Source organism: Catellatospora sichuanensis (assembly GCF_007483665.1).
Taxonomy (GTDB): domain Bacteria; phylum Actinomycetota; class Actinomycetes; order Mycobacteriales; family Micromonosporaceae; genus Catellatospora; species Catellatospora sichuanensis.
The window spans coordinates 84,172-97,195 of sequence record NZ_VIQO01000014.1; the positions used below are offsets into that span (position 1 = coordinate 84,172).

Annotated in this window: 15 protein-coding genes; 10 read left to right on the forward strand and 5 right to left on the reverse strand. The window is 70.5% G+C overall.

The annotated features are described in order from the left end of the window. Positions 1 to 20 precede the first annotated feature (20 nt). Positions 21 to 848, reverse strand: a complete 828-nt coding sequence (locus tag FLL47_RS27070) for an alpha/beta fold hydrolase (protein WP_144123588.1) — start codon at positions 846 to 848, stop codon at positions 21 to 23. A gap of 485 nt (positions 849 to 1,333) precedes the next feature. Between FLL47_RS27070 and FLL47_RS27075 the strand changes: the two genes are divergently transcribed. Genes FLL47_RS27075 through FLL47_RS27090 form a run of 4 tightly spaced genes read left to right on the forward strand, consistent with a single transcriptional unit; the run spans position 1,334 to position 5,007 of the window. Continuing rightward, positions 1,334 to 2,362 (forward strand): sulfate ABC transporter substrate-binding protein, encoded by a 1,029-nt coding sequence (locus FLL47_RS27075; RefSeq protein WP_144123590.1) that lies wholly within the window; start codon positions 1,334 to 1,336, stop codon positions 2,360 to 2,362. Next, complete coding sequence (gene cysT, locus FLL47_RS27080; RefSeq protein WP_144123592.1) at positions 2,359 to 3,207, forward strand: sulfate ABC transporter permease subunit CysT; 849 nt, start codon at positions 2,359 to 2,361, stop codon at positions 3,205 to 3,207. The genes FLL47_RS27075 and cysT overlap by 4 nt, the downstream gene beginning before the upstream one ends. Further along, positions 3,200 to 4,027 carry a sulfate ABC transporter permease gene (locus tag FLL47_RS27085; RefSeq protein ID WP_144123594.1) on the forward strand — a complete coding sequence of 276 codons (828 nt, stop codon included), beginning with the start codon at positions 3,200 to 3,202 and terminating at the stop codon, positions 4,025 to 4,027. The genes cysT and FLL47_RS27085 overlap by 8 nt, the downstream gene beginning before the upstream one ends. Then, positions 4,024 to 5,007 carry a sulfate/molybdate ABC transporter ATP-binding protein gene (locus FLL47_RS27090; protein ID WP_144123596.1) on the forward strand — a complete coding sequence of 328 codons (984 nt, stop codon included), beginning with the start codon at positions 4,024 to 4,026 and terminating at the stop codon, positions 5,005 to 5,007. The genes FLL47_RS27085 and FLL47_RS27090 overlap by 4 nt, the downstream gene beginning before the upstream one ends. A gap of 98 nt (positions 5,008 to 5,105) precedes the next feature. Here FLL47_RS27090 and FLL47_RS27095 read toward each other — a convergent pair whose 3' ends face one another. Both FLL47_RS27095 and FLL47_RS27100 read right to left on the reverse strand, forming a co-directional pair. After that, entirely contained in the window at positions 5,106 to 5,570 is a 465-nt protein-coding gene (locus FLL47_RS27095; protein WP_144123598.1) for an RrF2 family transcriptional regulator, read from the reverse strand. A gap of 153 nt (positions 5,571 to 5,723) precedes the next feature. Further along, positions 5,724 to 6,317 carry a helix-turn-helix domain-containing protein gene (locus FLL47_RS27100; RefSeq protein WP_144123600.1) on the reverse strand — a complete coding sequence of 198 codons (594 nt, stop codon included), beginning with the start codon at positions 6,315 to 6,317 and terminating at the stop codon, positions 5,724 to 5,726. Positions 6,318 to 6,436: 119 nt separating this feature from the next. Between FLL47_RS27100 and FLL47_RS27105 the strand changes: the two genes are divergently transcribed. The 3 genes from FLL47_RS27105 (at position 6,437) to FLL47_RS27115 (ending at position 8,028) form a co-directional block, all read left to right on the forward strand. Then, positions 6,437 to 7,114, forward strand: coding sequence for a class I SAM-dependent methyltransferase (locus FLL47_RS27105; protein WP_144123602.1), 678 nt, complete (start codon positions 6,437 to 6,439; stop codon positions 7,112 to 7,114). A gap of 275 nt (positions 7,115 to 7,389) precedes the next feature. Beyond that, complete coding sequence (locus tag FLL47_RS27110) at positions 7,390 to 7,791, forward strand: cupin domain-containing protein (RefSeq protein ID WP_222106210.1); 402 nt, start codon at positions 7,390 to 7,392, stop codon at positions 7,789 to 7,791. 36 nt (positions 7,792 to 7,827) lie between these two features. Beyond that, positions 7,828 to 8,028, forward strand: coding sequence for a hypothetical protein (locus FLL47_RS27115; protein ID WP_144123604.1), 201 nt, complete (start codon positions 7,828 to 7,830; stop codon positions 8,026 to 8,028). 42 nt (positions 8,029 to 8,070) lie between these two features. On the opposite strand, the gene FLL47_RS27120 is transcribed toward FLL47_RS27115, so the two are convergent. Together FLL47_RS27120 and FLL47_RS27125 are read right to left on the reverse strand one after the other, a co-directional pair. Continuing rightward, entirely contained in the window at positions 8,071 to 9,018 is a 948-nt protein-coding gene (locus FLL47_RS27120; RefSeq protein WP_144123606.1) for a hypothetical protein, read from the reverse strand. Between the two features lie 94 nt (positions 9,019 to 9,112). Beyond that, positions 9,113 to 9,508 (reverse strand): MerR family transcriptional regulator, encoded by a 396-nt coding sequence (locus FLL47_RS27125; protein ID WP_144123608.1) that lies wholly within the window; start codon positions 9,506 to 9,508, stop codon positions 9,113 to 9,115. A gap of 286 nt (positions 9,509 to 9,794) precedes the next feature. Here FLL47_RS27125 and FLL47_RS44810 point away from each other — a divergent pair, with 286 nt between their 5' ends. The 3 genes from FLL47_RS44810 to FLL47_RS27140 all read left to right on the forward strand — a co-directional run bounded on the left by FLL47_RS44810 (position 9,795) and on the right by FLL47_RS27140 (position 13,023). Continuing rightward, complete coding sequence (locus tag FLL47_RS44810; protein ID WP_144123610.1) at positions 9,795 to 10,937, forward strand: sporulation protein; 1,143 nt, start codon at positions 9,795 to 9,797, stop codon at positions 10,935 to 10,937. A 90-nt stretch (positions 10,938 to 11,027) separates the two neighbouring features. Beyond that, positions 11,028 to 11,822: a Bax inhibitor-1/YccA family protein gene (locus tag FLL47_RS27135; RefSeq protein ID WP_144123612.1), complete on the forward strand. Its 795-nt coding sequence runs from the start codon at positions 11,028 to 11,030 to the stop codon at positions 11,820 to 11,822. 166 nt (positions 11,823 to 11,988) lie between these two features. Next, complete coding sequence (locus tag FLL47_RS27140) at positions 11,989 to 13,023, forward strand: zinc-binding dehydrogenase (RefSeq protein WP_144123614.1); 1,035 nt, start codon at positions 11,989 to 11,991, stop codon at positions 13,021 to 13,023. The last annotated feature ends 1 nt before the right edge of the window (position 13,024 follow it).

A 13,024-nucleotide genomic window follows, 5' to 3' on the forward strand; every position in this document is an offset into this window, starting at 1 on the left:
TCCTGAGGCACCGCGGCCGTTCAGCCCTTGAGGAAGGCCAGCAGGTCGGCGTTGAACTCGTCCTGGTGCGTGGCGGTCAGGCCGTGCGGCGCTCCCTTGTAGACGTGCAGCGTGTTGTCCCTGATCAGCTTCGAGGACTTCATGGCCGAGGCGACGATGGGCACGATCTGGTCGTCGTCGCCGTGGATGATCAGGGTCGGCACGTCGATCTTCTTGCAGTCCTCGGTCTGGTCGGTCTCCGAGAACGCCTTGATGCAGTCGTACGCCCCCTTGAAGCCCACCGTCATGCCCATCAGCCAGAACGCGTCACGCAGACCCTGGCTGACCTTCGAGCCGGCGCGGTTCGCACCGTAGAACGGGGCGCTGAGGTCCTGCCAGAACTGCGAGCGGTCGCGTTCGACGCTTTCGCGCAGGCTGTCGAAGACGCTGCGGGGCAGGCCCTCGGGGTTGGCGTCGGTCTGCAGCATCAGCGGCGGGATGGCGCCGACGAGGACCGCCTTGGCGACGCGGTCGGTGCCGTGCCGAGCCATGTAGCGGGTGATCTCGCCGCCGCCGGTGGAGTGGCCGACCAGGACGATGTCGCGCAGGTCGAGCTTCTCGATTACCTGGGCGAGGTCGTCGGCGTACGTGTTCAGGTCGTTGCCCTCCCACGGCTGGCTGGACCGGCCGTGGCCGCGCCGGTCGTGCGCGACCGCCCGGAAGCCGTTGGAGACGACGTACCACATCTGGTCGTCCCAGGCGTCGGCCGTGAGCGGCCAGCCGTGGCTGAAGACCACGGGCTGCCCGGAACCCCAGTCCTTGTAGAAGATCTGGGTTCCGTCATCGGTGGTGACCATGCCGGTGCTCATGTGGCGACTCCCTGCGGAAAGGCTGCGAATGAGTGCGTCGCGGCACACCGTCGGGCCGACCCTCCGAAGCTAGCATCACGGCTTTATCGGACTTATCGGTTTAAGGAATGAAACACGATACCTGCGGTGCTGCCGGTTCTCGAGGTTTTCGCACACTTTCAAGCCTCTTGGTGCGGCCGAGAAGTCGTCCGTTCGGCTAGTCAATAATTCCTAAATACGGGCATATGTCTTGTATGCCTGCCGGCCGGCTCGGTAAACCCTTGAAAGTCTAGCGGATTAGTGGGATATTCGCTTCGTGGTCGTTCCGGATCACGTCCCCACCGGGCACCCACCGGAGGTCGTGGCATCGGAGCCCGACGTAGCACGTGCCGGCCGACCATGCCCCACAACAGAACTGCACCCCCAAACATTGATGATTACCGATCTCGCCGGACTCCCGGCGTTATTCGGTGTGCGCATTCGCGCCGGAGGAGGACAGGTTCCGCATGAAGAACCGGATCAGAGCAGCCGCCGCACTCGCCGCCACCGCCGTCCTGGCGCTGTCGGCCTGCGGCGGTGGCGACAACGGCGGCACCACGGGATCGAACACCACGCTGAACATCGTCGGATTCGCCGTGCCGGAGGCGGCGAACAAGGCGATCGCGGCCGAGTGGAACAAGACCGACGCCGGCAAGGGCGTCAAGTTCCAGACCTCGTACGGCGCGTCCGGCGATCAGAGCCGCGCGGTCGTGGCCGGCCTGAAGGCCGACTACGTGCACTTCTCGGTCTCCAGCGACGTGACCCGGCTCGTCGACGCGAATCTGGTGGCCAAGGACTGGAACGCGGGCCCGAACAAGGGCATCGTGTCCTCCTCGATCGTGGTGCTCGCGGTTCGCCAGGGCAACCCGAAGAACATCCAGGGCTGGGACGACCTGATCAAGCCGGGCGTCCAGATCGTCACCCCGAACCCGGCCTCCTCGGGCGCCGCCCGCTGGAACGCCCTCGCCGCGTGGGGCCACATCACCGCCAACGGCGGCACCGACGCGCAGGCCACCGAGTTCCTGACGAAGCTGTTCGCGAACGTCGTCGCCCTGCCGGGCAGCGGCCGCGACGCCACCACCAGCTTCCTGGGCGGCACCGGTGACGTCCTGCTGGCCTACGAGAACGAGGCCATCCTGGCCACCCAGGCGGGCGAGAAGTTCGACTGGGTCGTGCCCTCGACCACCATCCTGATCGAGAACCCGGGCGCGATCCTCACCAACGCCGACCCCAAGGCCAAGGACTGGCTGAACTTCGTGCTCAGCAAGGACGGCCAGCGCCAGTTCGCGCTCAAGGGCTTCCGCCCGATCGTCGAGGGTGTGGACACGAAGGGCATCGAAGGCGCCAAGGACCCGGCCAACCCGTTCCCGGCGCCGCAGAAGCTGCTCACCGTGTCGAAGGACTTCGAGAGCTGGTCGGCGCTGTCGAAGAAGTTCTTCGACGAGAAGGAAGGCATCATCGTCAAGGTCATCGCAGCCTCGGGCAAGGCTAAGTGACCTCGACGACGCTCACCCCGGACCGGCCGGCGACCTCTCGCCGGCCGGTCCGGGTCGGCCGCCCGCTGACCCGGGTCTCCGGACTCGGCCTCGGCGTGGCGATGATGTGGTTCAGCCTGCTCGTGCTCATCCCGCTCGCCGCCGTGGTGGTCACCGCGTCGGCGGGCGGGTGGAGCACGTTCTGGCAGGCGGTGACCAACGAGCAGACCGCCGCGGCGATCGAGCTCACCGTTGGCACCGCGTTCGCCGTGACGCTGGTGAACATCGTCATGGGAACCATGATCGCGTGGGTGCTGGTCCGGGACCGCTTCTTCGGCAAGCGTGCCCTGGAAGTCCTGATCGACATCCCGTTCGCGCTGCCGACCATCGTCGCCGGGCTGGTCCTGCTGTCGCTGTATGGCAGGAACAGCCCGCTGGGCGTCGACATCGCCAACACCCGCCCCGCGGTGTTCCTCGCGTTCCTCTTCGTCACCCTGCCGTTCGTGGTCCGCACGGTGCAGCCGGTGCTGGCGGAACTGGAGCGCGACGTGGAGGAGGCGGCGATGTCACTGGGCGCCAGCCGGTTCACCGTGTTCCGCCGGATCATCCTGCCCAGCCTGACGCCCGCGATCGCCGCGGGCGCCGCGCTGTCGTTCGCCCGCGGGGTCAGCGAGTACGGCTCGCTGGTCCTGCTGTCGGGCAACCTGCCGATGAAGACCGAGGTCACCTCGGTGCGCATCCTCAGCAGCATCGAAAACGACAACCTGGACAGCGCGGCGGCGGTCGCCACGATCCTGCTGGCCATCTCGTTCGCCGTCATCGTGCTGCTCGACGTCATCCAGCGGAGGATGGTGCGCCGTGGCTAGCCACCCCAGCACCCGTACGCGTCGCGGCCCGGTCACCTACCTGGTCCGCCTGCTCGTGATCGCCTACCTGTTCCTGCTCGTGGCGTGGCCGGTGTACCTGGTCGGCAAGAACACGTTCGCCGACGGCATGGACAACATCAACGGCATCCTCGAAGACCCCGACATCGTGCACGCGATAACCCTGACCGTGCAGGTCGCGATCATCGCGGTGATCATCAACACGCTGTTCGGGGTCGGCATCTCACTGCTGCTCGTCCGCTACGACTTCCCCGGCAAGCGCCTGCTCAGCGCCCTGCTGGACATGCCGCTGTCGGTGTCGCCGATCGTCGTCGGCCTGGCCCTGGTGCTGGTGTACGGCGGGCGCACCGGCTGGTTCGGACCCGGCCTGGAGAGCATGGGCTTCCAGGTCATCTTCGCCACCCCCGGCATCGTGCTGGCCACGGTGTTCGTCGCGCTGCCGCTGGTGATCCGCGAAGTCGTGCCCGTGCTCGAGGAGGTCGGCGAGGAGCAGGAGCAGGCCGCCCGCAGCCTCGGCGCGAACGCCTGGCAGACGTTCCGGCGGATCACCCTGCCGTCGATCAAGTGGGGCGTCGTCTACGGCGTCGTACTGAGCCTGGCCCGGTCACTGGGCGAGTTCGGCGCGGTCAAGGTCGTCTCCGGCAACGTGCTCGGCCAGACCCGCACCGCCACCCTGGTGGTCGAGGAGAAGTACCTCAACTTCGACAAGGGCGGCGCGTACGCCACCGCGTTCCTGCTCGCCCTGGTGGCGGTGGCCTGCATCATCATCGTCTCAGTCATTCGGCCGAAGGAAGACCGTTGAGTATCGAGATCGTCAACGTTTCCAAGCGCTTCGGGGACTTCGTCGCGCTCGACAGCGTCTCCGTGAGCATCCCTTCCGGGCAGCTCACCGCCCTGCTCGGCCCGTCCGGCGGCGGCAAGTCGACGCTGCTGCGCATCATCGCCGGCCTGGAGACCGCCGACAGCGGGCGTATCGAGATCGAAGGCGTGGACGCGACGAAGCTGTCGCCGCAGAAACGCAACGTCGGATTCGTGTTCCAGCACTATGCGGCCTTCAAGCACCTGTCGGTGGCGCGCAACGTCGCGTTCGGACTGGAGATCCGCAAGCGGCCCAAGGACGAGATCCGCGAGCGCGTGCACGAGCTGCTCAATCTCGTGCACCTGTCCCAGTTCGCCGATCGGCTGCCCTCGCAGCTGTCCGGCGGCCAGCGCCAGCGCATGGCACTGGCGCGCGCGCTCGCCGTGCAGCCCACCGTGCTGCTGCTCGACGAGCCGTTCGGCGCGCTCGACGCCAAGGTCCGCAAGGAGCTTCGGGACTGGCTGCGCCGGCTGCACGACGAGGTCCACGTGACGACGGTCTTCGTCACGCACGACCAGGAGGAGGCGCTGGAGGTCGCCGACGAGATCGTGGTCATCAACGAGGGCCGCGTGGAGCAGATCGGGTCGCCCGACGAGCTCTACGACTCCCCCGCCAACGACTTCGTCATGCGCTTCCTGGGCCCGGTCACCGAGCTGGGCGACCGCCTGGTGCGCCCGCACGACCTGCAGCTGCTGACCGGCGGCGGCGAGCCGGACGCGGTTCCGGGCCGCATCACGCGGATCACCCGGGTCGGCTTCGAGATCAGGGTCGTGGTCGCCGTGGGCGAGCAGCTCGTGACGGTGACCCTCACCCGCAACGAGTTCCTGTCCCTGGGTCTGCAGGTCGGTTCCGAGGTGCAGGTGCGAATCGCGCCCGAGGTCGGGGCCGTGGTCGGGCAGCCGAGGCTGCTCGGCGCGGTCTGACGCCGCAGCACGGAGGCCTCCGGGCGGTGTGGCACGGTCCTAGCGTGCCACCACTCGCCTGCGGAGGCCCCCGTGCGCGGTGATCGGCCGCGCCACGGTCATGAGCGGTGCCCGGTGGCGCTGTCTGCCGCGGTCTCGCGATCGGACCGCGGCCCGGCCGCCTGGCCGTCGGCGAGCAGGTCGAGCAGTGTGGTGCTGTCCAGCAGGTCGCTGGTGAACGCGTGGACCGACCGCCAGAGGCCGGGCAGCGCGGTGGCTGCGCCGCCGTACGTGATGGTGTGCGGTGGGCGGCCGCGAACACTGGCCAGCGCACCGCTGACCGCCCGCATGACGTCGCCGACGCTGATCTGCTCGATCCGCCGGGCCAGGCTGAAGCCGCCGTCCGTGCCGGGGCGGCTGCTCAGCAACTCGGCGCGCCGCAGATCGGCCAGGATCGACGGCAGGTAGCTGACGGGAATGCCCTGCATGACGGCCAGATCGCTCGTCTTCACCGGACCGCCGCCCGCCGCGGCGATGGCCAGCATGGCCTGCACCGCATAGTCGTGTCGCGCTGAGATGTGCACGGCCCCATGGATTCCTGCTCGTGACGGCACGGCCGGCAGCAGGCGCGCGCAGCGTGCGGTGTCCGCATATTCCTATAACTTCGATAGATAATATAGGCGTTGCACGGCCGGGGCAATGGCGGTCACGATCCGATCTCGACCCCGGCCGACAGGTCAGTCGGCGCCCTTCGGCTTCGGCCGGGCCCGCAGGTGCGCGCGTTCGCCCTGGGTGCCGAACAGGCTGAGGAACTCCACCGGCTCGGGGCCGGCCGCGCCGAACCAGTGCGGCACGCGCGTGTCGAACTCGGCCGCCTCACCGGGCACCAGCACCAGGTCCTGCTCGCCCAGCACCACCCGCAGCCGACCGTTGAGGACGTACAGCCATTCGTAGCCCTCGTGGGTCTTCGGCTCCGGGTTCCGGCGGCGGCTGTCGGCGGCGATCACCAGCTTGTACGCCTGGATCCCGCCCGCCCGGCGGGTCAGCGGCAGCATGGTCATCCCATGGCGGGTGACCGGGCGCAGGTGGATGCGCGGGTCGCCGGTCGGCGGGGCGTCGACGAGCTCGTCCAGCGTGACGCCGTGCGCCCTGGCCAGCGGAAGCAGCAATTCGAGGGTCGGCCGCCGGGAGCCGGACTCCAGCCGGGACAGGGTGCTCACCGAGATCCCGGTGGCCGTCGACAGGTCGGCGAGGGTGGTCTCCCGCTGCTGGCGCAGTGCGCGCAGCCGGGGACCGACCGCGCCGAGGGCTTGATCAAGGTCGTCGTCCATGGCACCACTTTGCCAGATCAGCAACAGGATTTGCGAATACAGCCGAGGGTCTCGCATGGTTGTCCCCTGGCCACGGCCCATCCGTGACCATGGCCGAGGCAACCGCGGAAGGGACCGTCATGACCGAGGAGTTCAGCAAGGCGTACTGGGAAGGCCACTACCACGGCCACGGCGCGGGCCACCGGACGCCCAACCCACACCTGGTCGCAGAGGCCGCTGAGCTGACCCCCGGCACTGCGCTGGACGCCGGTTGCGGCGAGGGAGCCGAGGCGATCTGGCTCGCCGCCCAGGGCTGGCAGGTCACCGCGGTGGACATCGCCGACGGCGCGCTGCGCAACGCGCGCGCACACGCGCAGGCCGCCGGCGACCCGGTCGCCGCCCGGATCGACTGGCTCCAGGCGGACCTGTCCGACTGGGCTCCGCCCGTGGAACGGTTCGACCTGGTCTGCTCCCTCTACGTGCACCCGACGACGTCCCGCGAGTCGCTGGCGGACCGGCTGGCGGCCGCGGTCGCGCCGGGCGGCACGCTGCTGATCGTCGGCCACCACCCGTCGGACCCGCGGCCCGTCTCCCACGCCGCGGCACGCGACGTGCATTTCACCGCCGCCGACGTGGCAGCCGGACTCGACCCCGACCGGTGGGAGATCCTCGTCGCCGAGGACAGGCACCGCCCGATCACCGGAGACGACGGCCACCACAGCCACCACGGCCAGGACGGTCACGACGGCCACGACAGCCACAGGCACAGCCTCCACGACACCGTGGTGCGCGCCCGCAAGCTCCCCCACAACGCTTGACGCGTGTCGGCACCGGTCGGCTGACCGTGCGACGCATGTCCGGGGCCGGTCGGTCGAGTTCGGCCGCCAGCTCGTCCGGATGCCGGGCCGCCGGACCGAGCGTGCGCACACCGCTGCCCGCCCCCGGCGAGCTCGCCCGCGGCGGGCCGCAACGTGGTGTGGGCGCGGCGCATCAGGTCCCGGTCGTCGACCGCGTGCCCTTTCGCAGGTCGGGGTGGGATTGAACGGGCGGCGCGCGGGTAGGCAGAGGGGGTAGCGGCAAAGGAGCAGAATCGATGACCGACATCGTCCATTTCACCATCGCGACCGTGGCAGAGCAGAGCGCCGACTTCCGGCGCGTGCTGTGGACCGGCGGGCATACCCAGCTCGTCATCATGACGATCCCGCCGGGCGGCGAGATCGGCGACGAGGTCCACCCCGACACCGACCAGATCCTGACCTTCGTCAGCGGGACCGGCGAGGCCGACGTCGCCGGGCAGACACGACCGGTGGCGCAGGGCGACCTGGTGGTCGTGCCCGCCGGCACCCGGCACAATTTCCGCAACACCGGGGCGAACCCGCTGGTGCTGTACACCGTCTACGGCCCGCCCGACCACGCCGACGGCGCCGTGCACACCACCAAGGAGCAGGCGGAGGCCGCCGAGGAGGCGGGCCGCGACCAGCCGCCCGGTGCGTGACTCCCCTACGTTGACCGCGGTGAATACGCTATGGCCATGGCAGATGGCTTGATCGGGATCTTCTTCACCGCGGCAGGGCTGTTCATCTTCTACTGGATCGTCCGCAACGCGGTGGCGCACGGCATGTGGGACGCCTGGGAGCGGCGCGCCAAGCACGAGCGCAAGGCCGTACACCAGGCCGCGGTCCGCGCGTCCGGGGACGTGCCCGACCCGGCCGTCCCGCAGGCGGTCGAGTGAGCCGCGGGCGGCAGCTGTCAGCGCACGATGGCCTTGGTTCGATCAAACGGCGGCGGCCACCGGGCGCCGGGTCGGCAGCGCCGCGACGGCGAGGGAGAGTAGCCCGAACCCGAGGCCGCCCAGGAACAGCACACTGAGCGCGGGCAGGCCAAGCCACTCCCACAGCGGGTGCCAGGAGTAGTGGTACTCCCCCAGGTGGTGCCACAGCATCTGCGGCGCGGCAAGCACGATCGGCGCCCACCACAGGAACATCGCGAACCCGAACAGCGACTTGGCGAACCCGGCGCCGCGGGACGCGGTGCGGCGGCTCGCCCAGGCGAACAGCCACCAGCCGGCCAGCGCGCCGAACAGCCCGGCGACGGCCGCGGCGGGGTACACGGCCACCGGGGTGGGCCGGGTCAGGATGATGCCGAAGCCGTTGCTGCCGCGACTGCCCGCAGCGAACCCGCTCACGGACACGACCTGGTCGCCGCGGCCCGCGTGGAGCACGGTCTCGCGGGGGGCGGTGTCGGGATCGCATCCTGCTTCGCAGGGGTCCAGGAATGTCACCTTGGGGTATCCGACGGTCCAGCCGCCCGCTCGCAGGCGCTCGACGACACCGTCGAGGACCTGCTTCTGCTCGGCGGGGCCGACGTCCCGGCCCAGCGACCCGCCGACCCCGGCCAAGCCGTACTCCCCGCCGTCGCCCAGCAGCAGCGCGTCCACGCTCTTCCAGGTGACCGGCTCGCCGTACATGACGAAAACCGACTGCGGCTCCGGGTCGAGGTGCGCGCCGATGTCGGTGCCGGGCATCAGCTCGTCTAGTACCTCGACGGCCTCGGCATTGGTCAGCGGACGCATCGTCCACCACGCGGCCCAGCTCGCGAGGCTCGCCGCGTACAGGCCGCAGCCGAGGGCGGCCAGCAGCGCGAAGGCGACGACGGAGCGGCTGGCGGGCCGCCCGAGCCGCGCGCGCAGGGTGGGACGGTCCGCGACGGACGGTTCGCTCATCGCGGCACCATAGCCGATCGGCGACGATGACGTGTGCCGCTGCCCGCACCGCTGCGTCCGGCCGGCACGGCGGCAGCCGCGCCGGCGTGCCCGCTCAGGGCGGCGGCATCGTGGAAAGCAGCTCCGTGGCGGCGGCCAGCAGTTGGTTGGCGCGGACGGCGAGCGTCGTGGCGAGGCCGTGCGCGGTGCCGCCGGTGGTCTCGGCCAGCGCCCGCAGGGCGGTCAGGTCATGGTCGAGCCGGGCGAGCGCACCGACCAGGTCGGCCACGCCCGCACCCTGCAGGTGCGCCGCGATGTCGTCCAGGGCCATGCCGCTGGACTCCAGCCGCTGCACGGTCGCGATCTGCTCGACCGTCGCCGGGTCGTACAGCCGGAAGCCGCCGGTGGTACGCGAGGCAGGGGTGATCAGACCGAGGTTGGTGTAGAAGTCGACGGTGCGGTTGCTCACGCCCGCGGCAGCGGCGAGCTCGCCTATCCGCATCAGCGCCATGAGCAGCCTCGTTCCAGCAACCGTACAGTTTCACGTGTTAGTGTCAGCCTTGTGGCTGATCATACCGCCGGCCGCCGTGTACGGCACCGGTCGCGACCGCACGCGACGACGCCGCGGCTGAGGCGGGGAGCACCGGCGCCGCCGTGCTGATCCTCATCGGATCGTCACCGTCCACCGCCGCGTGCCCGGGGGCCCAGCGGTCCGCGCACGGTATGCCGCCGGCCGCCGCCTCCGCAAGCCACCGCCGCAGCTGACGCCCGGCGGCGTTCCACAGGAGAGGAAACACATGGTCTTCAAGAAGCTGCTCGCCGGACTCGGGCTGGGCGGCGTCGAGGTCGACACCGTACTGTCGCCCCACCCCGCGGTCCCGGGCGGTCCGCTGAGCGGCCAGGTGAACCTGCGCGCCAAGTCCGATACCGAGATCACCGCGATTTCGCTGCTGCTCACCGCGACCGGCCCGGCTGGCGAGCTGGAACTGGCCCGCTACCAGGTGGCGCAGCACCTGCGGCTGCCGTCGGGTGCCGGCCAGGCTGTGCCGTTCACGGTGACGGTCCCGGCCCATGCCCCGTTCACCGGGCTGTACGGCCAGGCGCTGCCGGGTGTCGGCGTCGGCGTGCGCACCGAGGTTTCGGTAGCTTCCGGCAGCGCCAAGGGCGACTTCGACCCCGCCCGCATCGACGCCTCGCCGGCGCAGCAGCAGATCATGGACGCGCTGGGCACGATCGGGTGCCGGTTCGTACGCAACGAGCTGCGTCCCGGCGGCATGGCCGGTCTGCCCGTGCCCGCCGCGCAGGCGATCACCTGCTACGCGCCGCTTCCCGAGGGCGGGCAGCACGGCCCGCACATCCCCCTGCTGACCTTCACCGTCGCCGCGGTCGGCGACGGCCTCGTGGTGCTGGCCGAGCTCACCGGCCGGTTCGGCGCGCCCGACCGGCACGACCTGTCGGCGGCCGACCTCCAGCGGCTCGCCGCTACCGAGGGCGGCTGGATCGCCGAGGTCGACCGCTGGCTCACCACCGCCCTGGACAAGCTCGCCTCGCCCGCTGCGGCGCCGGGGGCGTTCCTGCAGTCGCCCGCACCCGCACAGCCCGGCTTCGGCCACGCGCCGGGCGGCTACGGCCAGCCCGGGTACGGGCAGCAGGGCCGTCCCGGATATGCGTACGGCGGCCATGGCGGGCACCACGGCGGCTACAAGTACGGCGGCTACCGGGGCAAGCCCAGCATGGCCGGCGCGATGGCGGCCGGGGTCGGCGGTGCGGCGCTCGGCTTCCTCGGCGGCATGGTCATCGGCGACATGATCGGCGACGCGATGGCTCCCGACCTGGGCGACGCCGCGTCCGCGGCCGGAATGCCGGACACGGGTGCGGCCGACGCCGGTTTCGACGACTTCGGCGGTGGGGATTTCGGAGGCGACTTCGGAGACTTCTGACCGCCGAACCGGGTGGTGCGGGCCTGTCCTAGCCGTAGGCCCGCACCACCCACCCTCTGTGCACACCGCCCGTAGACGAAGGAGACCTGCGTGAAGTCCTCTAACCCGGTGCTCGGGCGGATCACCGCCGCCGCGCAGCAACCGACCTACAGCGTGCCCGGCGGCCAGACCTACGAGCAGCCGGCCGGGTACGGATACCCGGAGACCGTCCAGGCCTCCCGCGACGTCATGACGATCGACGACGTCGTGGTCAAGACCGTGTCCCTGATCGGCGTGGCGGTGGCCGCGGCCGCCGCGACCTGGATCCTCGTGCCGACGCAGGCGCTGGTGCCGACCTGGATCGCCGCGATGCTCGTCGGGCTCGTGCTGGGCCTGGTCATCTCGTTCGCCCAGATCACCAACCCGGTCATCCTGTTCACCTACGCGGTCGTCGAGGGCGTGTTCCTCGGCGCGGTGTCCAAGGCGTTCGAGACCCGCTGGAACGGCATCGTGCTCCAGGCGGTCATCGCGACCCTGGGCGTCTTCTTCATCATGGCCGCGCTGTACCGGGCCCGGATCATCCGGGCCACGCCGAAATTCATGAAGGTCGTGATCGGAGCCGCTGCCGGGCTGGCCGTGGTCATGCTGGTCAACTTCGGCATCAGCCTGTTCACCGGATCGGCCGGTCCGCTGCGCAACGGCGGCACCATCGCGATCATCTTCTCGCTGATCTGCATCGTCGTCGCGGCGCTGATGTTCGTGGTCAGCTTCCAGCAGATCGAGGACGGCGTCGCCGCCGGCCTGCCCCGCAAGTACGGCTGGCTCGGCGCGTTCGGCATCCTCGTCGAGCTCGTCTGGCTCTACCTGGAGATCCTGCGCCTCATCTCGTACTTCCAGGAAGACTGACACCGGCCAGGCGGCCCGGGCGTCCTCCCCTGCCCGGGCCGCCGCACGGCGGGACCACATGGAATGCCCGCATTGACCGGGTATGACGTCCTCTCGGCCTCGATACTGATCGTTGGACCAGGTCGGCCCCGGCCGTGCCTGCGACGATCACGGAACGGGGAGATCCATGCGAGCCACGTTGATCTACGGTGCCGGTGACGTACGGGTGGAGGACGTGCCCGACCCGGTGCTGCGCGAGCCCACCGACGCCCTCGTCCGCGTGCTGCGCTCCTGCATCTGCGGCAGCGACCTGTGGCCTTACGGCTCCCGTCCCGCCAGCGAGCAGGGCGACCGGATCGGCCACGAGTTCCTCGGTGTCGTCGAGGACGTCGGCGCGGACGTGTCCGGCCTGAAGAAGGGCGACGTCGTCGTCGCGCCGTTCGTCTGGGCGGACAACACCTGCGACTTCTGCCGCGAGGGCCTGCACACCTCCTGCCGCCACGGCGGCTTCTGGGGCGCGAACGGCGTCGACGGCGGCCAGGGCGAGGCGGTGCGCGTACCCCAGGCCCAGGGCACGCTGGTCAAACTGCCCGTCGGCGAGGATTCGGCGCTGCTGCCCTCGCTGCTGTCGCTGTCCGACGTGTTCCCGACCGGCCACCACTGCGCGGTGACCGCCGGAGTGGGCGCGGGGACGACGGTGACCGTGATCGGCGACGGCGCGGTCGGACTGTGCGCGGTGCTGGCCGCCAAACGGCTGGGTGCGGAACAGATCATCCTCATGGGCCGCCACCAGGTGCGCACCGACCTGGGGCGCGACTTCGGCGCCACCGACGTGGTGGCCGAGCGCGGCGACGAGGGCGTGGCGAAGGTGCTGGAGCTGACCGGCGGCGACGGCACCCACGCCGTGCTCGAGTGCGTGGGCCTGCGGCCCGCCATCGAGACGGCGTTCGCCGTGGCCCGGGCCGGCGGCAGGGTCAGCCGGGTGGGCGCGCCGCAGTACCCGGAGGTGCCGCTCGGCTTCGGCGAGTTCCTGCGAAACATCACGCTCACCGGCGGCATCGCCCCCGCCCGCGCCTACATCGAGGAGCTGCTGCCCGACGTGCTCGCCGGTGAGATCGAGCCCGGCCGGGTGTTCGACACCACGATCGGCCTCGACGAGGTGCCCGGCGGCTACCGGGCGATGGCCGACCGCAAGGCGCTCAAGGTGCTCATCCGGCCATGAC

Coding starts and splice junctions, on each gene's coding strand:
- FLL47_RS27070 (WP_144123588.1), bottom strand. CDS start 848: ATGAGCACCGGCATGGTCACCACCGATGACGGAACCCAGATCTTCTAC.
- FLL47_RS27075 (WP_144123590.1), top strand. CDS start 1,334: ATGAAGAACCGGATCAGAGCAGCCGCCGCACTCGCCGCCACCGCCGTC.
- FLL47_RS27100 (WP_144123600.1), bottom strand. CDS start 6,317: ATGGACGACGACCTTGATCAAGCCCTCGGCGCGGTCGGTCCCCGGCTG.
- FLL47_RS27105 (WP_144123602.1), top strand. CDS start 6,437: ATGACCGAGGAGTTCAGCAAGGCGTACTGGGAAGGCCACTACCACGGC.
- FLL47_RS27110 (WP_222106210.1), top strand. CDS start 7,390: ATGACCGACATCGTCCATTTCACCATCGCGACCGTGGCAGAGCAGAGC.
- FLL47_RS27115 (WP_144123604.1), top strand. CDS start 7,828: ATGGCAGATGGCTTGATCGGGATCTTCTTCACCGCGGCAGGGCTGTTC.
- FLL47_RS27120 (WP_144123606.1), bottom strand. CDS start 9,018: ATGAGCGAACCGTCCGTCGCGGACCGTCCCACCCTGCGCGCGCGGCTC.
- FLL47_RS27125 (WP_144123608.1), bottom strand. CDS start 9,508: ATGGCGCTGATGCGGATAGGCGAGCTCGCCGCTGCCGCGGGCGTGAGC.
- FLL47_RS44810 (WP_144123610.1), top strand. CDS start 9,795: ATGGTCTTCAAGAAGCTGCTCGCCGGACTCGGGCTGGGCGGCGTCGAG.
- FLL47_RS27140 (WP_144123614.1), top strand. CDS start 11,989: ATGCGAGCCACGTTGATCTACGGTGCCGGTGACGTACGGGTGGAGGAC.